Here is a 20,238-nt window from a genome sequence, read left to right as displayed (position 1 = left end):
GACCCGGAAAGGATATCCGGGTACAGAACCCGGCACCACTGCACACATAATCAACCACAATGGTTTACAGATATACATTCAACTTTTTTCTTTCAATAAAAAAATTAATATAACAGAAAAAATAATATAATATCCATGCCATCTGCCCTTGTCGTCGAGGACGAGGCTGTAACCTCCCTTGAACTTTTAAGGCTCTTGGAATCTTGGGGGTATGAAACGGTCAGTGTAAAGACCGGGGAGGATGCCATTGAAACCGCGCTGAGGATGAAACCCGACGTCATCCTCATGGACATAGTACTCCCCTCAGATGTGGATGGAGTCACAGCAGCAAGGGCCATAAAGAAGGAGATGGACGTCCCACTGATTTTCATCACAGCCTACTCCAGCAGGGAGGTATTTGAGAGGGCAGCCGAGGTTGAACCTGAGGCCTACCTCCTCAAGCCCTTCAACTCCCGGGAACTTGGCTACGCAATGGAACTTGCAATCTACAAGAACCGGATCCAGAACCTGCTCTCACATACCAGCAGGAGGTACCAGGAGATACTGGAAACCACAGGTGAGGGTGTCTGCGTATTCAATGCTGATGGAAGCATCCAGTACTGCAATGAGAGGATGGCTGACCTCCTCTCCATGAGAAGGGACGAGATTATCGGAAGGAAGATATTTGATTTTATACATCCCTCTGACAGGGAGACCATGGAGCGAATCCTTGATTCATGCAGAAGGGGATCCTCGGGTGAACATGAACTCCGTTTCAGGACGGATGACGGGACAAGGTGGGTGATACTCTCAGGTCACCCCCTCATTGAATCCTCCGGCTTCAGGGGAGGATTCTGCATGTTCAGGGATATAACGCCCCAGAAAATGCTTGAGAGGACGCTGAGGAGGAACAACAGCTGCCTCAGACTTCTAAGCAGGATCAACCGCCAGGCAGCCATCTCAGCCACCCCTCAGGAATTGATGGAAGGGGTTTCCGGGATCCTGATGGAGGCCAGATACTCAGGAGCATCCTTCAGGGAATCTGATGGAACCGTGATTGCAGGGGAGGGTGAAAAAAGAGTATCACCACTCCGGCCAGGCATCATTGCAGGGGAGGATACCTCAACTGCAGTCATTGAACTTGAAGATTGCAGCAAACCCCTTTACCTTGTGGTCTCAGCCCCCAGGATGATTGACGATGAGGAGATGGGCTTCCTCAGGGAGATAGCATCCAGCACAGCCGGTGCCCTCAGGAGGATGGAATCAGAGCGGAGGATGAATGATATTTCCTCAAGGTACCGGGAACTCTTTGAGAATACAGGGGATGCAATATTCCTGATGAAGGACTTCAGGATAATAGGATGTAACAGCAGGGCCCTTGAACTCTTCGGGGGAGATGAGGAAGACATACTGGGCAAAAAACCATGGGAGCTATCACCTGAGTACCAGCACCATGGTGAATCCTCAGAAATTGCCCGAAAACTTATTGAGAGGGCAATGAATGGCGAAAAATGCGAGTTCACATGGATCCACAGAAAGATCAGCGGTGAGACATTCCCGACAAGGGTGGTCCTCAGCAGATCAGGTGACATTGTGATGGGCATTGTCAGGGACATGACTGAACTCTACAGGGCCCACAGGAAGTTAAAGGAGGAGCACAGAAAGTTCAGGGACCTCCTGGAGTCCATACCCGACCCTACCTTCGCCCTGGATACCCGTGGAAGGGTGATAGCCTGGAACCGTGAGATTGAGAGACTCACAGGTGTGAAAAAGAAGGAGATCCTTGGGAGGGGTGACAGGGCCTACGCGGTTCCATTCTATGGCAGGAGGACCCCGGGGCTCCTTGAATTCCTGCTGAACCCTGGAAAGGCCCCTTCAAGGTACCGCAACATCAGCAGGGAGGGTAATGCAATCTATGCAGAGGTCCATGTTGAGCACATGGGCAGGCACTTCCAGCTCAAGGCATCCCCGATCCGTGACGGGGAGGATAGAACCGTGGGGGCCATAGAGATACTGAGGGACGTCACAGATTACATTGAAACCAAGGAGAAACTCAGAAGATCAAAGAACCGTTACAGGGCAATATTTGAGAACAGGGCCACCCCCACAGCCATCACAGACCGGGAGTGGAATATCACAGGGACAAACAGGGTCTTCAGGGAACTCTTCGGTGTTGATGAGGGCTTCAATTTAAGGGACCTGCTGGACCAGGATGAACTTCAGAAACTTGAGAAACTCCGGGACTCCCAGAGGGCGCTGATAAGGATGAAGGGGGTCAGGGGAAACCTCCATGTCATGGTCCACAGGGGTGATCTTCCAGATTCAGATCAGATGATCCTGAGCTTCAATGACATAACAAAACTCAGGGAGTCCCAGCGGAAACTGAGGGATGAACTCCGTGTTAGAAGGGTCCTCAGTGAAATCTACCCACAGGCGGTCTCAACTGATAATCTGGGGGAATTCACAGAGTACATACTCGATGCTACATGCAAACTTACAGGCGCGGATGGAGGAATCATAAGACTGAGAAATGGGGAGACAATCACCATCACAGAAAAGCTGGAACCCACTGAAGAGGTTCCAGACCTTGAGGGACTCTCAGAGGATGGTAAAATGATCCGCATAACCTCCTCCTCTGCAGATATGAGCTCAGAGTTCATACTCAGGGGCAGCAGCTTCAGTAAAGCGGATCTCAGGGCTGTCAGGCACATCTCACAGTACTATATGCTGGCTGTAAATCAGATCAGCTACAGGAGGAGGATGAATGAGCACTGGAACCACCTCAGGCTCATAAATATCATACTCAAACTGGCTGATACAGAAGACCCTGAATTATTCCTCGAGGGAGTCCTTGATTTCATAATCAGATGCCCTGAATTCAATGGGGGATCAGCATACCTTGACCCAGATTTAAAGGTTGAGAGGGGATTGAAGCCTCCAGACAGCATTCCAGATACAGAGGGTGTTCGGGTGGATGGAGAAATCATTGAGATACCCCTGAGTGTGGATGGGGCCTTAAGGGGTGTCTTAAGTCTCCAAGCAGCATACAGTGACGTTAAAGAAAAAACTGAGTTCCTGGAGGTACTTGGAGGGGAAATATCCGATGGTCTGCAGAGGATAACCATGCGCAATCAGCTCAGGGAATCCCTCCGTGAGAAGGAGGTTCTCCTGAGGGAGATACACCACCGGGTCAAGAACAACCTCCAGATAGTGGCAAGCCTGCTGTCCCTCCAGACAGCATACACAGACAACCAGGAGACCCTCAATGTCCTCAGGGATAGCCAGATGAGGGTCAGGGCCATGGCAGTTGCCCATGAGAAGATATACAGGTCAAGCAGCCTCTCCATGATAAATGTTGGAGACTACCTCAGGGCAATTGCAGAGGAGATGACCACCCTGCAGTCCACCGGTGGCCTCCTTGTGGATCTCGATGTCCACTATGATGATATAATGGCTGAGATGGACAGGTGCATCCCCCTGGGCCTGATAACCAATGAGATAATCTCCAATTCAATCAAACACGCCTTCACAGGGGACAGAGGCAGGATAGTGATCTCACTCAAGAGGGAGGATGATCTTGGTATCCTTGAAATATCAGATAACGGCAGGGGGCTCCCTGAGGACTTTAACATTGATGAACTGGAATCACTCGGAATGCAGCTTGTATCAAACCTTGTGATGCAGATTGGGGGTGAACTGGAATATGGAAACAGGGATGGCGCATTCTTCAGGATCACGTTCCCACTTGAATGAACTATTCCACCCTTCCAGCGCCCCTGAGCATCAGGGACCTTTCTATCCTGGCTATGAAGTACTTCATCCTCAGGATCTTGTCCGGGCTTGTGGATACACCGTCAACACCCATCTCAACAAGTCTCCTGACTAGCATGTAACTGGTTGCAGCGTATCCAGCGGCATAGACATTCACACCACCCTCATGACAGGCTCCTATAACATCTCCCACCAGTCCAAGCACTGCAGGGTGTGAGAGGTTAAAGAGGCCGGCCACGCGGGTGCTTCTGCGGTCAACTGCAAGGCTGCACATTGTGAGGTCACTCATGCCAAGGGATATGAAATCAGCGCCAGCGGCCAGGAGTTCATCAATCTGGAGGGCCACCGATGGTGTCTCCACTGATGCCCCGACCACTATATCCCTGTGGGGCGTGATTCCTGACTCCTCCAGGAGTTCAACTGCAGTCACGTACTCATCCATGTCCCTGAGAAATGGGAACTTAAGCTGGAGGTTCCTGTAACCAGAATCCAGGAGGTTCCCAAGGGCCTCGAATTCAGCCATCAGGATCTCAGGTTCCATCAGGTCCCTTGTTATAGCCCTCATTCCAAGGAACGGGTTCCTCTCACAGGCTTCGAAGGAGCCCCTTAGATTTGTGAGCTCATCAACAGGGATATCGAAGGTCCTGAATATGACGGGTTTCGGGTGAAAGGCCTCAAGTATCTCCCTGAGCCCCTTCTCAAGGACTCCTGCCAGTTTTCCCTCTCTCAGGAGGAGGTGGGGGTGTTTCCCGGTCTCTATCACCATATTTTCTATCCTTACTGAGCCGACACCGTCTGCGAATTCAGCCACCTTTGGTGCCAGCCAGGGAAAGTTGAGGTTTACCATGACATCGGTGGCTGTCTCATGGAAACCGGGGGTATCCTCAGCCTTCACCCAGTCCATCACCCCGCGGTAGATCCCCCCTGTTTTTCCATCAACCGTTACTATCATACCTTCACGGAGGACCTCGGTGGCAACCTCTGTTCCAAGGACACAGGGTATGCCAAGCTCCCGGAGGGTTATCGCGGCGTGACTTGTGAGGCCGCCGTAGTTTGCTATGACAGCGCCTGCCCTCCGGATCTCAGGTAGCATGTCCCGGGATATCTTCCTGAAAACAGCCACCTCTCCCCATTCAAGGTTCCTCGCGTCCTCGAGGTTCCGTATTATGCGGACCCTTCCACTGCTCCTGCCTGCACCCGCACCAATACCCCTCAGAATCTGCATGAATATATATCTGTTTCATCACAGTAAAATAATCTTTTCAGTATGGTGAGGTTTCTTCTACTTTTTTGTTCACGTGAGCGCTGACATCTTTGATCCCTGCATGGCAAAGGGTTTCTTCTGATTTTTTCAGAGTGGATTCCTGGATTGATCACTGCCTGATGATGAAGGTGAGGTATGACCACGTGTGCTCTGTTGACATGTATGTTGTCTCCCTTCTGCTGCAGAAATCCCTTTCAGTATTTAAGTGTTTCGGTTTTTTTGGGTGTGTTTGTGTTGTTTTTCTGGTCTTTTTGGGTCTGTGTTTTGTTTTTTGTTATTTTTTGTGTTTGTTTGAGTACTTCGAGTCTTTTCTGGGTCTGTGCGTCTTTGCGGTGGTTTTGTTTGTGTTTCTGGGTTTGTTGGTGGTGTTTGAACTTGTTGTATATAGTGAGGAGAAACAATTCTATCCGAGGTGATTTTATGTGTAATGAAATGGATGATGGTAGAATATATATTATTACGAGGCACCAGAGTACTGTGGACTGGATACTGGCTAAACTGAATGGTAAGGGCCTTGACCGGGACGTCTTCGTGACTGGTCATCTTAGTAATGAGATGATGCTGAGGATGAGAAAAGGCGATATTGTTTACGGTATTCTCCCTATCCACCTGATCCGGAGGTTACTCCGTAAGGGTGTTGAGTACTTCCATGTGGTTCTCCCTCATGTCCCGTATGAGCTTCGTGGTAAGGAGCTGACTCTGAAACAGGTTAAGGAGTTTGGTGGTCAGATCTGGAAGATTGACGATATTAAATGTTTTAAGGTTTGATGAATAATGGTTCGAATTAATGGATTACCTCTTTTTGGAGTTATCGGTGAGTTATGGGATTATTTATGGTTGATGAAGCTTTTGTTTAGGTGGAGCTGTTAAAGATGGTAGATTTAGAAAGACAGAATAAGTTACCTGACGGCGTTTATGTCATGTCAGATATTGATGATGAAACGGCTGATGTACTGGTGGAGCTGGTTAATGAGTATGAATATGAACACCTGTTTGATAAGGAATCAGTTAATGATGGATGGAAACGTTTCACTGAGGCATTCTATGATGATAATAAGGAGAGGCTGTGTGATACGGCATTTAATTATGTTATAGATGGTATGCCCGATGATGGGATTAGAGAGGTTTTTACTAGGACCTACCAGGATAACAGGGAGTACATTATTTCATCCTTCAGGTATGATGAAGACTTTATTGCATATTTTGATGCAGATTATATGGATCTTGATCTGAGTAATGTGGATTTAGGGGATTTTGATCCTCTAATGGTCAGGTCATGGTTTATTGATATGTTGCTACCTGTTGCACTGTATATCACTGAGGTCATGGTTGATTTTTCTTATGATCTGGAGTCATATTGTAGCGTCTACGCCTTTACGGTTGAGGACGGTGAGATTGTTGATGTGGAGTTCAATGAACGGTTTATTGATGGTGAAGGTATGATGGACCTATCAGAGCGCAGCCTCTTAGAGAAACTGGATGAAATAAAGAACCCCTTCGACATGAACAGGAGAATAAGAGAGATCTGCAGCACAGATGTGGGGCGGGAAGAGGCACTCAGAAGGTCTTATTTCTTTGATTGTGTTGATCGTGAGGTCAAGGTGGATATCCTGAAGTACACCTTTGATTTCCTCTGCCGGCTGGCACCCGATGAGACAGCCTCATATTACATATCAAAGGCAAGAGATCACATGTTTGAGATTTACCAGATAGAATGATTCTCTGGCGCTGAAAAAACGCAGATAAATGGAGGTGTTGCAGAATAAGAGGTGGTTGCCAGCATATTCAGGATCTCTAAATTGGATCATCATGATCCTGTTGAAAGGCCTCTCATTCAGATTTTCTGGAGGATCTGGCTTCAATGAAACTTAAAATATACTCTGAATAGAGGTCGAAGTCTTCAAGGCGGTTTGCAAGGAACTCTGCAATTAGGGCAGGGTCAACATCCGTATACATGTGGAGAAGAATGTTTCTCAGACCAGCAGCTTCAGAGAATCGCTCTGCAAATTCATGTGGAAGTATTCTGTGCTTTTCAAGGATCTCAATGATGTCTCTGTAGGTCTCGGGTTTTTCAAGATCCTCCATTGAGATAATAATCTCCCCAGTATCCAGAGCAGATTCAATGGCGAGCTGGAGGTTTCTCTCAATTGCAGATCTCAGGAGGTAGTCCTCTGAAAGTTCTTTTTCTGATGCCCTGTGTTCTTTAAGGAACTCAACATAGGAGTTCATGATCTTTATTCTATTGGCGACCCTCTCAATATCATTCATGGCTGTCATCTCTCCTTTCAATGTACCTGGATACCCATCTCCTGTCATAGTATCTTCTATCCAGGTACCTTGAGAGTATGTAGTGTTCAAAGTCAACCTTCACGGACTTATTTTCAATTAAAGGCTTTCTAGACTTTATTATTTCATAATTAAGATTTACGGGAGCATCATTCATTATTACAAGGTCAATCCTGTCAGATTTGAGCAGAGATGTAAGTTCTGATATTAATTCAAGTTTCACCTTGGACCTTTCAACCCTATCCAGATCATCATCAAGGAGTACTCCGATGTCAATGTCACTTAGAGGTCCTCCACTTTCAGATGCCACCGAACCGAAGAGGTAAGCCATCTTAACCTGAGCCTTATCTTTAAAGTAGCGCCTCAGCATCTCCATGACATCTTTCATGTGATTCCATTAAGGCCGATGCCATATACAATTTTCGTCGTGAGCACCTAGATAGACTCTGTGGCTGCAGTAATCGGATGTTGATATGGCTGTTAATTAGAATAAATGATATGGCTCTTTATTCTCTATTTAAGAAGTTTTTCGTGGAGAAATGTAAACCTCTATCTGCATTCAGTTACTGAAAAAGTAGAACTGGAGGATTCAGTAGTCAATGTAGTCAAAGCGGCTCTCAAGTATCATAACGATTGCAAAGCCAGTGATGGCTATTACAGCCGATATTATGATTGAGTAGGTATCAACCATTGATATCTTGTTGTAGGGCAGCCTGAGGGTGCCTATCATGAGCCCCACAAGGAATGACATGGTGATGGCCTCATGGTTCCTGAGGAGGTAGTCAAGGACCCTCGAGAAGCTCATTATACCTATTGCCGCACCTGCAATGAAGGTCACAATTTCAACTATGGCCAGCCTGTTAAGAACCCCGAGCATGTACTCGTACTGGTTCAGGAGAAGGAGAAGGAAGGCTCCTGATATACCTGGCAGTATCATGGCGCATATCGCCACAAAACCTGATATGAAGATCACTGGCAGGGTATGGTTTGCCTGTATAGGGTTAAGGCCCACAAAGAGGTAGGCGAAGATCAAGCCTGCTCCACCGGCTGCAAGATTCTTAACCGAAAGGCCATTGATCTTCTGGTAGACTATGTATGCCGATGCAAGTATGAGACCTGAGAAGAAGGCGTAGGTGTATGCGACGTAGTTTGTTATGAAGAAGAGTATGATCTTGGACAGCGTCAGCATGGCGAATGCTATACCTGTGAGGAGTGGTATGAAGAGTTCAAAGTCAACCTCATCCCTCATGGATTCCCGGGCACCTGCAAGGTCACCCCTGAGGAGTGGCTTTATGAATCCAAATTTTATGCTGCTTATCGCATGCACCAGCCTCTCATATATACCTGTTATGAGTGCTATGGTCCCTCCTGAGACCCCGGGCATCACATCCGCGCTTCCCATGAAAAGTCCGCGAAGGAATATTGCCAGAAAACTCCTGAATTTTTCATAGTAATCCATCAGAATCCTCCATCCCTGGAATTGAAGAAGATATTTATGACCTTCAAGCATATAAAGATGTGGTATTTCAGTAGTCGGGCCTCAGTCACCAGACCTCTGAGGAGTGCTTCCTCAGAACCTTGACTATACTGTTCACCTTACCCTCACCGAGCATGAGACGGCTTCTTGATATGTGGTCGGGGATCTGGCAGGGCTTCATTATCAGGCAGTATTCGTCATCCTCGATGATGGTGCAGGAGCTGTTGATGAATGCCACAATTGCATTTACCCATGAGACGTAGATGTCCTCTGATTCCAGGAACTCCTTGAGTGTGGCGGCATTTCTCTTTGCCTGGATGGATGGTGATCTTATCTCCTCCTTCCTGAGGTCGTCATCCAGGAACCAGCGGTCACCCCTCACTATATAGTTTCCTGAGTAGGATTTTGTCTCGATCACATAGACCCCTGTGGGCCCCACAACAACGTGATCGATGTTTCCGTGGGCACCTGGAAGGTGAACGTCGTTGAAGATGTGATATCCCTGGGGGAGCCTTCTGAGGCAGCTGGCCACTATGAGTTCACCCACATAACCCTTTGTCCAGCCCATACCCCTCATTTCACCCGTCCTCATGATTGCAAGGGACAGTAACATGATGGTAGGTCCGGCCAGGACCAGGATTATGGCCCATTTAAGGCCCGTGATTAGAAGCAGTATGCCTGAGGCAAAGGTGATGGCAGCCAGAGGGAGGGTCCAGTGCCCCACACCTGAGAGCCTCCAGTACCTCTCAGCCTTCTTCTGGGTGTGGGTCCTCTTAAAGGATTCTGGAACACTCTTTGTCAGGTTACGGTACTCGTTGAGGCTGTTAACGTAGAGTAGAAGTGACCCGCACTCGTCGCACATGTAGAATACCCAGAATTCCTCTTCAGAGTTGATCTGCCAGTAGTGGTTACAGTTCTCACATATGAGGTAGGCCATGATATCACTTAAAGACGATTTCCATTCTTAGTTATCGGAGGAGTTCATTATATCTTTTTCCGTGGGGGCTGTTTTGTGATTACATAACAATATGCTTGATGCATGATAAAGGCGCAGGTTCTAAAGGGTGATACTGGTCATGAAATCTGGGTGAGGATATAGAGAGTTTCTGTTTAATCCTCTGGTTCATGGACTGGTAGTTGTGTACTTGATAGATCTCTATGTAATCTTCAGAGTGAGAACAGCACTGAGAACATTCCGATATACTGATCTTTAGGTAATTCTATGAGAGGTACCCAACCGTGTCATATCGGCTCCATGCAGAATCTCGCCTTTATTTTTTCCTGCGACTATTGCCATCCCATGATTTTGTTTCTCTTTAGCAATCCTGCAGTCATCCTTTAAACCTGGTTTTGCATCAGAACTGGAGAGCAGAAGGGAAAACGGCCCCATATTCTAAAGTTTTATAAGTGCCGGAGACCAAGTTTATGTAAGGGGTGTAATCTTATGGTTGGAAGGAGACCTGGAGGAGGACTTAAAGACACGAAACCCGTTGTTGTCAGACTCTACCCTGATGAAATAGAGGCCCTTAAAAGCAGAGTTCCGGCAAATACAAGCATGAGTGCCTACATCCGCAGGATAATCCTCAATCACCTGGAAGATGATTAACAACTATTTTTTAATTAGTAATATCATAATTCTATCCATCATTTAATTTTATCTGGAGGCATTGCAATCGGTGAAGGTGCTGTAACGTGGTGATGTATATCCTCTGATGGTCCTGACAGGGACTCCAGCACACCATTTCTGATAGGTGTGAACTTAAAGTAAAGTCCGTCATGGATTCGTATCACACCTTCAGTTCGACCTTTTCATCTTTGCAGGGTAAAGTTGTGCGGGAATGGGGTAATTAAACCATTCAGTATATATGGTGCTGGTGATTTACACCCATTTGAGACCATTTTCATTTTTCATGCTAAACTCAGAATAACCTTCGTTAAACGATAATATTACGAAGGTAAATATTTCTTCTCATGTCGCGGAGGTGGAGGGAGTATATGTCTATCAGAACACATTGCTGACCTACCTGTTCACCCTCGCGAGAGGAGTATGTGTCTATCAGAGAATCAGAATGATGAGTTCTGTTTCCTTTAGGGTTCCTTCAGGTGGCAGGGTGGTTTTCTGGTTCTTATGTAACAGGCATCCATGTAACAGTTACATAAGAATTTTTCAGGGCCCAGCAAAACTCAGCAAAAAATCCTGGAGACGCTTTAAGAATTATCCTTCAGTCCTTGCTTTACATGGTTATTAGCCAGAGTATCAGTTCCAGCAGTGCTCCATTTCTTGCTGTACCCTAATGTTCCGCAGGGAAGCTTATCCTGAACTCAGTGCCATGATCCCGTCTGATGGTGAGGGTTCCATCCAGCTGCGCTGTGAGTATACTCACCAGGCTGAGACCCAGGGTATCAGTGTTCTCAGGCTCAATATCCTCAGGTAAACCAACACCATCATCAGCAACCACCAGCGAAACCTCATCATCATGGGATCTGATCCTGACGGTCACAGTGCCTGTCCCGTCAGGGAAGGCGTACTTGACACTGTTTGTCACAAGCTCATTGATTATGAGGCCAAGGGGTATCGCGGTGTCAATATCCGGTTTTATGTCATCAACTTCAATAACCTTCCTTATACCGGTCCCATGGGATATGATTATATCCTCCACAAGCCTCTCTACATAGTCCCTGAAGTTGATGCTGGCAAGGGACTCTGAACGGTAGAGGTGCTCATGTATCATTGCCATCACCTTTATGCGTCCCTGGCTTTCCATCAGCACATCGCGGACCTCTTCACCCTCTGTTCCGAGACTCTGGAGGTTCAGGAGACTTGATATTATCTGTAGGTTGTTCTTGACGCGGTGGTGCACCTCCCTTAAGAGGATCTCCTTCTCACTGAGGGATCTCCGGAGATTCTCCTCAGCCTCCTTAATTTCTGTGATATCCATCATGGAGGTCACGCTTTTCGTGGTACCCGGGATCATGTCCACTATCATCTGCATGTGCCTGACTTCACCCTGCCGGTTTTGAAATCTGAAGGTGTACCTCCTCGGTGCGAGGCTCGGGTCCCTTCTTCGGAGTTTATGATACTCCGTCATCCTTTCAAGGTCCTCGTCCACCACGAACTCGGTCCAGCTCTTCTTCCCCTCTATCTCATCCCCTGAGTAGCCGCTCAGTCTCTCAAATTCTCTGTTGGCAAGGATTATGGTGGTGTCCTCATCCACTATGGTGGTCGCAGCCCCGGTGTTCTCGAATATGGTCCTGTAGAGTTTTTCCTTCTCCTCGAGTTCCTCTTGAAGCTGTTTTTCCTTTGTGCGGTCCTCATAAACTGCTACCACCTCACCTGAGGGTAATCTGTACACGAAGTTTTCCCTCCATCCGCTTATTCTCTCGTCCTGGTACTGTGTGAGGGGGTAGTGCTCAGGATTCCCTGTCCTGTATACTCTCCTGAGGACATCAAGGAGTCCGAACTCCTCCACACCTGGAAACACCTCAGTCACCCTTTTTCCAAGGACCTCCTCCCTCTTAATCATCTCAGTCTCCTCAGCGGCCCTGTTGAAGTCAGTGAATATGAAATCCTCACCATCATCCACGGCCTCGTAGACTGCAACACAGGTATTGATATTCTCAAAGAGTTCTCTGTAGCGTTCCTCCTCCAGAACAAGTCTCCTGATGATAAAGTCCATACACGCCTTAATTTCCTCTGTTCCCGCTGGCTTTTCAAGGAATCCATGGGGGCATGTTACAACAACGTTCTCATCAAGGTCCAGGAGGTACATGAATGGTACCCTGATGTCGCATGAAGCCCACCAGCTGACCCTATCGGGGGTTGTGTATATCAGTACGGCGTCGTCGGCTCCTTCAATGGTGTCAGTGACGGTCACCTCAACTCCAGGGGAGCTGAGCTTCTCAAGGAGATCAGAGACATCAACTTCAGCGTCCCTTACGAGGAGAATCCTGAGCATTCCTCACACGCCCTCCATGGTCTTCAGTGGGATTCACATACCTATTAAGTTAATTGTGATTCTGTGTTCAGGGATGATGGGTTCCCTGTTTTCATCACTCCTCCCTGAAGGACCTCCTGGTTCTCATCTCCTCAAGGTTTGAGACTATCCTTGGAAGGTCGCCTGCTGGTATGCTCACCATGACGTCCTCGTCCCTGATCTCCATGTGCCTCCTTGACCCTGTGTCGCCGAAGCCATAGGTTACCTTACCTGTGAGATATGGGAGTGCAGCCATTGAACTGCATATGGGTCCTGAGTCAGCCCCCAGTCCATGTGAACCGGAATCGTAGGCATTGGCGTGGAGTATCTCCATGGCCTGCCTGGCATTGCAGATTATGAATATGACGTCTGGTTCAAATTCAGCCCTTCCGAGTGGTGCGAATATCAGGGCCCTGAATATGCCAGGTTCAATGTTAAGATTGTTTCTCCAGGAGCGCTGGACTGCAGGTATGTCCCGGTAGACTCCCATGGCCGTGAGGAATGCCCCGCTTCTCATATTGGCTGGGAACTCTTTCGCGTCCCTTAACCCTGTGTATCTTGCACCCCCCATACATTCCTCCTCATCTGCAGTTGCATAGAAAACCTCCCCCTTCATGGCCTTCTCAAGCTTCTTGCAGAACCTCGATTTACCTTCCTCCCTTTCGATGTCCTGTGGCTCCCTCACTGACCACCTTATGGCCACAGGTTCATTCTTGAGCTTCAAAAGTTCTCTGAACCTTTCACCTATCTGAGTGTAGTCCATTAAAGCACCTCCAGATTTATTATTTAATTCTGGATTATAAATTATTATCTGGACACCCTCATTTTTATGAGCATCTGGCTGAGGTGAAGTCTTTAAACCTGGACCCCCACATCATATTCAGATGGTTCAGAGTCTGGCATTAGTTTAAGCTATGAATACTGTTTTCATTTCCATGATTAGTTATTGAGGGATATTCTCATTGTTATATGATTTCTGCAGAAAAGAGAATCTGAATTAATTAAGTGAACCACAAATGATAAGGTTTATAATTTAAAAGGCAAATTATGAATTAGAGTTAAACATTTTTTGGGGAGGTCTCAATGTCCAGAGAAACCACAGATGGTATTTGCTGTCAGAAATGTGGTGAAGAGGTTTCTCCCGGGTTTAAGTTCTGCACCAGCTGCGGCGCCCCTATTAGACAGGGTCCTTCTGATCTAGGATATAAGGGTACTGACAGATATGTGAATAGCGTTTTATGTCCTGAATGTGGTGCTGAGCTATCCCCTCCATCACGTTTCTGCACGGTCTGCGGAAAAAGGATAGGTACGGTCACAGCCTGGAGCTTTGATGAATGCTACTGCTGCGGTGCAAAGCTCACTCCCGGCCAGAGATTCTGCACCCAGTGCGGCGAATCATTTGATAAACCAACATCTGCCCAGATAAGAAAGGCCCTCGAAGCGAAAAGAAGGGAACAGGGAACAGATTATGGTGGTAGAGATACTGAACTCCAGTTTGAAGATTTAAAGAGGAATTTCCATGAGCTGGAGTCAAAGTTTTTCAGTGCAGTCGATAATGCTATTGATTCTGCAGGAAGCGTACTCCTGAGCCCCGGTGGAAATGGCTCACGGGAGGACGGTGGCACCTATCTTGTATGTGATAGGTGCAATGCTCACTACAGGATCAGACCACTGGATGATCTGTCTGATTTTTCAGGGACATGCGAGTGTGGAGGAAAGCTGAGGTTCATTGAAAAGAGTGTGGAGGAAAGCTGAGGTTCATTGAAAAATTCCGGAGATGATAATGTGGGAGAGATAAAGAAACTGGAACTTCTCCATCCCAGTGAATATGAGCATCCTCTTGACCGTAAGGCGCTTCAAGCCCTCGAGGGAACACCCGGTCTTGAAAGCCTGACACGTAAGTTGTTCAAACATGGTGTGGAGAGGGACCTGCGTTTGCAATATACTGGAAGCTACATAAAGGTCAATGAAAGAAGTTTTTCTGAAGTTTACGACATTCTTGTTGACGTGTGCAACACTCTTCATGTCAAAAAGATACCCGACCTCTACATTTCATGGGATTACAGTATTAACGGTTTTACAGCTGGATCGGAAAACCCAATAATAGGCTTAACTTCAGGCGCCATAGACTTACTAACAGACAATGAACTCAGATACGTGCTGGGTCATGAAGTTGGACATATAAAAAGTGGGCATATGCTCTACCAAACAATGGCAGAGGTTATACCCATCATTGGTGACATCCTTGGAACAGCAACACTGGGCATAGGTGGAATTATAGGTACAGGGCTTCAACTTGCTCTGCTCTACTGGTGGCGCATGTCAGAGTTTACAGCTGACCGGGCCGGGCTACTGGCATGCCAGGACGAAGATTCTGTGATAAATGCCCTGATCAAAATGGCGGGTGCTCCAAAAAAATTTTTTGACAGGATTGAAAGGGATGCATTCCTTGAACAGGCAAGGGAATTCAGGGATTATGACTATGACAGCCTTGATAAGGTAGGAAAGGCGCTTCTTGTAATGGATAACACCCATCCATGGACCGTTATGAGGGCATCAGAAATTCTTGAATGGATCGAATCAGGAACATACAGTGAGATCATAGAGAGACGCACCAGAGAGCCGGGAACAGCTTTTAAATGTCCCAAATGTGGAACAACCCTCAATGGTGATGAGAACTTCTGTGGAATGTGCGGATCGAAGTTATGGTGCCGATGAACCATCATTTATTCATTTTCCTGATTGCAGAGTATAAACCTGCAATAAGAACCGATACAAGGAGGCCTGCCAGGAGCCAGGTGTAATCAACCACCTTTTTCTGTCCCCCAGGGACGGCAGTCATGTTGGTGACGCTTTCAGCGATGCTTCCTCCTGCTGAAACAGGTCCGGCACTTAACAGACTCATCTGTTCTATGAATACTCCTCCAGGGGTTACACCGGTCCCTCCAGGTGGAACAGCTGCTCTTATTGTGAATAGTATCAGTGAATAGACGATGTTAACACCATCACTCGCCCTTATTATCATGTAGTATGTTCCGGGTGCAGTTACCGGTCCAGGGCCATCTGGCGGACCATCAGATGCATATACAGATCCAGGGATTATAAAGAGGATCAGGCATGTGAAAAGCAGGGCCCTCATGTTAAAAATTCTGGATACGATTTAAATCCCCCCCACATGAGTTATAGGAATAACCCAGTGGACTTAAGGGCCTGTTATAAAATAAAAACCTGAGTTACAAAAATAACTCGTCCTAATTTAGTGTATTATTCTCTGTATCTCTTCATATATAAAATTGTTCATGAGAGAATGTGATTAAAAGAGCTGAGGGGACGTGCAGCTCATCTGAGACCCGTATACTCAAGGACACTGGACCTCTTATCACCCAGTATCTCAGAGGTCCTGGAGATGCATTCCTCCACCACCGATTCGAGGTCCTCGTCGCCGCTCCAGTACTCCTCAAGGAACCTGTAGCCCATCCTGCCTGCAAGCTCATCAATGACCACGGAGCAGAGGTAGACGTCATCTATGTAGCCATGGGGGCCAAATATCTCCTCGGGTATTATATCATTTGGGGCCACAAGGTAGCCCATGGCTGCGCAGATCATCAGCCGGTCCTCTCTCTGTATATCCCTGCTCTGCAGGAGGTCTGATAGTAGCCTGAAGAGGTCAGGGGCGTAGTCAACAATCCTCTCATACTCTCCCCGGTAACTGTTGAGGTTCTCGCGGAGTATATCATAGAAGTCTGTGAATTCCATATCCATATTATCACCCTGCACCATAGAAATCACTCCCCCACACCACAGAAGGTCCTGAACACGCACCTGCTGCAGAAGGGGTTCTTCCGTGGCTCGAAGCATTCATCCCTTATCCTCGCGACGGTTTCAGCGATCCTCTCCTTAACCCTGAATTCAGGGTCGGAGTCAAAGGATATCCTCATGGAGTCCCTTATAGCATAGGCTGAAAGCCTGTCAAACCTGTACCTCTCCCTTAGTGCGTATTCATAGGTCCGGAGCTGGTACTCCAGGGCCATCCTCTCAACACCGCCGTGCTCACGGGCCTTGAAGTCAACGAGTTCCAGTCCACCATCCCGGGTCCTGATTATCAGGTCTGTTCTTCCCTCGATTATTATGTCATCATCGGGTATAGAGAAGGGCTCCTCCACCGATATGACCTCCTCTGTGTGGTCCCGGCTGTCGTGGTAGTAGTTGAGGAGGTCCCTCTCAAGGCGCCTCTTTTTGACATCATCGTCTCTCCCCATGGGTATCCAGCACCTTTCAACGATTCTCCTTATGAGGGCCCCGTTTATCTCCTCCGAGTTTTTCATGGCCAGGTGGAGCTCCTCAAGGCACCTGTGCAGTATGATCCCATAGCGCTGCATGAAGGTCTCGGGGTAGACGAAGCCGTAGTGGTATATGAGCATGTACCTGAAGGGGCACTCCTCGTAGGTGAAGAGGGCCGAGAAGTTGATCCTGAGGGGCTCCTCACTCCACTCCCTGGTGAGGCATCTGCTGACGGATGTGCAGTCACACTCATAGATGCCGCACTTCTCCCTGAGGTCTGTGATGAAGGGAGATATTCCAACCTTTCTGGTGTTGATCCGGGGGGCCGTTGATATTATGAGGGCGTCCTGGGCCCTGGTCATTGCAACGTAGAAGAGGCGCCGGTCCTCATCAGGTACCTCCCCGGCTGATAGAAGGAGTTCCCTGGGGACGGGTATGGTGTCCCTCTCCTTACGCCTTTTAACAGGGAACCTGCCTTTTATGACCGAACAGATGAAGACAACAGGAAACTCGAGGCCCTTTGCCTGGTGAACCGTCATGATCTTCACCGACGCCGGGTCCTCCAGGGCTGCCTCGTCGTGGTGGAGGTGGGTGGGTAGGAGGTAGAGGTACCATAAGAGGTCCTGTATCCTTGCCCCTGGCTTTATGGCCTCGTATCTGTCTATCAGTGAGCTTAACTTTGCGAGGTTGAATATTTTAGCCCTGCTACTGTCACTCCCATCCTCTATGAGCCTCCTGAGGTACCCTGTAACCTCTAGTATCCTGTAGAATGTCTTGAGAACTGTCAGTGATCCCTCCCCAACCTCATGGCGTATCCTGTTGAGGCCAAGGATCTTCTCTGCATCCTCCCCGTGTACACCGATTTCCTCGAGTTCCCCCCTTGATGTGAAGTCCGAGAGTCTGCAGTTCCTGTCAAGGGACTCGAGGGCCCGGAGGGTTTCAGCGGTGAGGTCCAGGAATTCGCCCCTGAACCTGGATATGTTCCACCAGCCATCCCACTTCCTGAATTTTCCTCCATAGTCCGGTGGGTCCACGTAGGCGAGGAAGTAGAGCATGCTCCTCACCTCATACCTTTTGAGGAAGGAGCCGTCCCCACGCACTATGTAGGGTATGCCCTCCCTCCTGAGCTCTGCAAGGACCTTATCTGCGTGGTTGCGGACGCTCCTGAAGAGGAGTGCGACGTATCCGTATTCAGGTATCTTGCCGGTGGCTTTCAGTTTCTTTATTAGTGATACTATGTTCCTGGCCTCTGAGTTAACGTCCCTGCTCTTCAGTATAACAACGTCGGTCCCGCCGTCCCTTACCGGTTTGATGGTCTTCTCGTAGTGTCTCTCGCCCCTCATGAAGCTGTCTGCAGTCAGGACTATCCCTGCCCGGGACCGGAAGTTGTCCTCCAGGGTGACCACCTCTGCGTCGTACTCTTCACGGAACCTTATGAAGTTCTCTGGTGTGGCTCCCCTGAAGCCATAGATGCTCTGGTCCTCATCCCCCACCACGCAGATGCTGGAGTTTTTCCCTGCTATCTTCCTGAATATCAGCTCCTGTATGGGGCTTGTATCCTGATACTCGTCTATCATTATGTACCTGTACCTCTTCCTTACGGATTCGAGTACCCTCTCGCTGGAGTTCAGGAGGAGGTAAACCTCCTTTTCAAGGCCAGGGAAGTCTATCTTCTTCTGCTCCCTGAGGAGTTCAAGGTAGCGGGCATAGCACCCGGCGATGCCCTGATATTCTTCCCTGTCAGGATATTTCCTTCTCATGGCTTCCATGAGCTCTTCAGGTTCAATGCAGTTTTCGGTGCATCTGTTGAAGAATTCGATGGCCCTGTGCACCTCCCCCATCTTCATGTAGCGGTTCAATCCTATTTTATAGAACACCGTTCTGAGGAAAATGAGCTGGGATTCCTCGTCGAGGATCTCAAATCCAGCTCCGAGTTCATGTTCCTCGGGGTGGTCCCTCAGCACCTTGCTGCAGAATGAGTGTATGGTGGATATCTGCATGAGCTCGGCGTCCAGTCCCACACAGTTTATGAGCCTCGCCTTCAGTTCACCGGCCGCCTTCTCTGTGAAGGTTATGACGAGTATGTTCTCCGGGCTGACACCCCTTCTCTTGACGAGGTATGCGACCCTTTCAACGAGTACACGGGTCTTTCCGGCCCCGGGTCCCGCCACAACCACCAGCGGCCCCTCCGTCTTCTTAACAGCCATCTTCTGCTTCTCTGTACATGCCTCGCCCTTCCTGCAGAGTGAACCCGTCATGATGAACCCCTGAGTGATATCAGTGTGAATAGATTTGATTGATGGGAATATTAATGTTTTGTCTGGTTATTAACCTGTACCGGATTAAAGGGTCTGAACACAAGGAATTATTAAAGAGTCTGTACATAGAATCCACAATGGATCCTGGAAACCCTGTCTTCAATGCATTCCTTGCAACCATCTTCACCTGGCTCATGACCCTTGCAGGGGCGGCCCTGGTTTTTCTACCGCTGCAGGGTGAGAGAAAACTCCTTGACTCATCCCTTGGCTTTGCAGCCGGTATAATGATCGCCGCGAGCTTCTGGTCACTCCTGGTCCCTGCCATTGAACTTTCACCCACCGGGGTGTATGCCTGGTTTCCTCCGGCTGCCGGATTCCTTGCCGGCGGCCTCTTCCTATCAGCCATGGACAGGATCATACCTCACCTTCACCCCGGCTGTGACCCTGAAGGTCTGCCAACGACCTGGCGGAGGAACAGACTCCTTCTCCTTGCAGTTGTGATACACAACCTTCCTGAGGGGCTGGCTATCGGTGTTGCCTTCGGTGCGGCTGCCAGTACCGGTGGACTTGCAGCTCCCCTTGCACTGGCGCTGGGTATAGGTATACAGAACCTCCCGGAGGGAGCAGCGGTATCACTGCCCCTCCTGGGTGAGGGGCTCTCCAGGTGGAGGAGCTTCATCTATGGACAGTTATCCGGTATCATTGAGGTGCTTGGGGGGGTTGGAGGTGCCCTCATGGTCTACTCCTTCTCAGGGATAATGCCCTATGCCCTTGGCTTTGCAGCGGGGGCCATGATATTCGTTGTGATAGAGGACCTGATACCTGAGTGCCAGAGCGGCGGTAACACGGATCTTGCCACGGTCTCAGCCCTCATGGGCTTTGTTCTCATGATGGTACTTGACCTCGCACTTACCTGATCCTCATGATACATCATAGTTCAGCCAATGG

At 48.5% G+C, this 20,238-nt stretch carries 17 protein-coding genes; 7 read left to right on the top strand and 10 right to left on the bottom strand.

Features of this window, described 5'->3' with window-relative positions:
- Positions 1-135 precede the first annotated feature (135 nt).
- Complete coding sequence (locus C7452_RS04475; protein WP_115892352.1) at positions 136-3,732, top strand: PAS domain S-box protein; 3,597 nt, start codon at positions 136-138, stop codon at positions 3,730-3,732.
- Position 3,733: 1 nt separating this feature from the next.
- Here C7452_RS04475 and C7452_RS04470 read toward each other — a convergent pair whose 3' ends face one another.
- Positions 3,734-4,975 (bottom strand): putative PEP-binding protein, encoded by a 1,242-nt coding sequence (locus tag C7452_RS04470; RefSeq protein WP_048175298.1) that lies wholly within the window; start codon positions 4,973-4,975, stop codon positions 3,734-3,736.
- Between the two features lie 459 nt (positions 4,976-5,434).
- Between C7452_RS04470 and csx16 the strand changes: the two genes are divergently transcribed.
- Complete coding sequence (csx16, locus tag C7452_RS09085; protein ID WP_048175300.1) at positions 5,435-5,782, top strand: CRISPR-associated protein Csx16; 348 nt, start codon at positions 5,435-5,437, stop codon at positions 5,780-5,782.
- 89 nt (positions 5,783-5,871) lie between these two features.
- Positions 5,872-6,732 (top strand): hypothetical protein, encoded by an 861-nt coding sequence (locus tag C7452_RS04460; protein WP_147299761.1) that lies wholly within the window; start codon positions 5,872-5,874, stop codon positions 6,730-6,732.
- A gap of 112 nt (positions 6,733-6,844) precedes the next feature.
- Here C7452_RS04460 and hepT read toward each other — a convergent pair whose 3' ends face one another.
- The 4 genes from hepT to C7452_RS04440 form a co-directional block, all read right to left on the bottom strand.
- On the bottom strand, positions 6,845-7,282 hold the full coding sequence (gene hepT, locus C7452_RS04455; RefSeq protein ID WP_048176521.1) for a type VII toxin-antitoxin system HepT family RNase toxin: 438 nt from the start codon (positions 7,280-7,282) through the stop codon (positions 6,845-6,847).
- Complete coding sequence (gene mntA, locus C7452_RS04450; RefSeq protein ID WP_048175302.1) at positions 7,275-7,688, bottom strand: type VII toxin-antitoxin system MntA family adenylyltransferase antitoxin; 414 nt, start codon at positions 7,686-7,688, stop codon at positions 7,275-7,277. The genes hepT and mntA overlap by 8 nt, the downstream gene beginning before the upstream one ends.
- Positions 7,689-7,889: 201 nt before the next feature.
- Positions 7,890-8,702, bottom strand: a complete 813-nt coding sequence (locus C7452_RS04445) for a DUF368 domain-containing protein (RefSeq protein WP_173402645.1) — start codon at positions 8,700-8,702, stop codon at positions 7,890-7,892.
- Between the two features lie 142 nt (positions 8,703-8,844).
- Positions 8,845-9,714 (bottom strand): nuclease-related domain-containing protein, encoded by an 870-nt coding sequence (locus C7452_RS04440; protein WP_048175304.1) that lies wholly within the window; start codon positions 9,712-9,714, stop codon positions 8,845-8,847.
- A gap of 507 nt (positions 9,715-10,221) precedes the next feature.
- Between C7452_RS04440 and C7452_RS09080 the strand changes: the two genes are divergently transcribed.
- Complete coding sequence (locus tag C7452_RS09080) at positions 10,222-10,383, top strand: hypothetical protein (RefSeq protein ID WP_010876106.1); 162 nt, start codon at positions 10,222-10,224, stop codon at positions 10,381-10,383.
- Between the two features lie 685 nt (positions 10,384-11,068).
- Here C7452_RS09080 and C7452_RS04435 read toward each other — a convergent pair.
- Positions 11,069-12,733: a sensor histidine kinase gene (locus C7452_RS04435; RefSeq protein WP_115892351.1), complete on the bottom strand. Its 1,665-nt coding sequence runs from the start codon at positions 12,731-12,733 to the stop codon at positions 11,069-11,071.
- Positions 12,734-12,827: 94 nt separating this feature from the next.
- Complete coding sequence (locus C7452_RS04430) at positions 12,828-13,514, bottom strand: DUF169 domain-containing protein (RefSeq protein ID WP_115892350.1); 687 nt, start codon at positions 13,512-13,514, stop codon at positions 12,828-12,830.
- Positions 13,515-13,834: 320 nt separating this feature from the next.
- Here C7452_RS04430 and C7452_RS04425 point away from each other — a divergent pair, with 320 nt between their 5' ends.
- Positions 13,835-14,506 (top strand): zinc ribbon domain-containing protein, encoded by a 672-nt coding sequence (locus C7452_RS04425; protein WP_115892349.1) that lies wholly within the window; start codon positions 13,835-13,837, stop codon positions 14,504-14,506.
- Between the two features lie 30 nt (positions 14,507-14,536).
- A complete protein-coding gene (locus C7452_RS04420; protein WP_115892530.1) occupies positions 14,537-15,469 on the top strand; it encodes a M48 family metallopeptidase in 933 nt (310 codons plus the stop codon).
- Between the two features lie 4 nt (positions 15,470-15,473).
- On the opposite strand, the gene C7452_RS04415 is transcribed toward C7452_RS04420, so the two are convergent.
- From C7452_RS04415 to C7452_RS04405, 3 genes are all read right to left on the bottom strand, one after another.
- On the bottom strand, positions 15,474-15,890 hold the full coding sequence (locus C7452_RS04415) for a hypothetical protein (protein ID WP_115892348.1): 417 nt from the start codon (positions 15,888-15,890) through the stop codon (positions 15,474-15,476).
- A gap of 200 nt (positions 15,891-16,090) precedes the next feature.
- Positions 16,091-16,513, bottom strand: a complete 423-nt coding sequence (locus C7452_RS04410; protein ID WP_245942834.1) for a YkvA family protein — start codon at positions 16,511-16,513, stop codon at positions 16,091-16,093.
- A gap of 23 nt (positions 16,514-16,536) precedes the next feature.
- Entirely contained in the window at positions 16,537-19,290 is a 2,754-nt protein-coding gene (locus C7452_RS04405; RefSeq protein ID WP_115892347.1) for an ATP-dependent DNA helicase, read from the bottom strand.
- 137 nt (positions 19,291-19,427) lie between these two features.
- Between C7452_RS04405 and C7452_RS04400 the strand changes: the two genes are divergently transcribed.
- Complete coding sequence (locus C7452_RS04400) at positions 19,428-20,207, top strand: ZIP family metal transporter (protein WP_115892346.1); 780 nt, start codon at positions 19,428-19,430, stop codon at positions 20,205-20,207.
- The last annotated feature ends 31 nt before the right edge of the window (positions 20,208-20,238 follow it).

The organism is Methanothermobacter defluvii, from assembly GCF_003385755.1.
Classification (GTDB): Archaea; Methanobacteriota; Methanobacteria; order Methanobacteriales; family Methanothermobacteraceae; genus Methanothermobacter; species Methanothermobacter thermautotrophicus.
The sequence above is the reverse complement of the archived record's forward strand: the minus strand, read 5'-3'. Positions and strand labels throughout refer to the sequence as shown.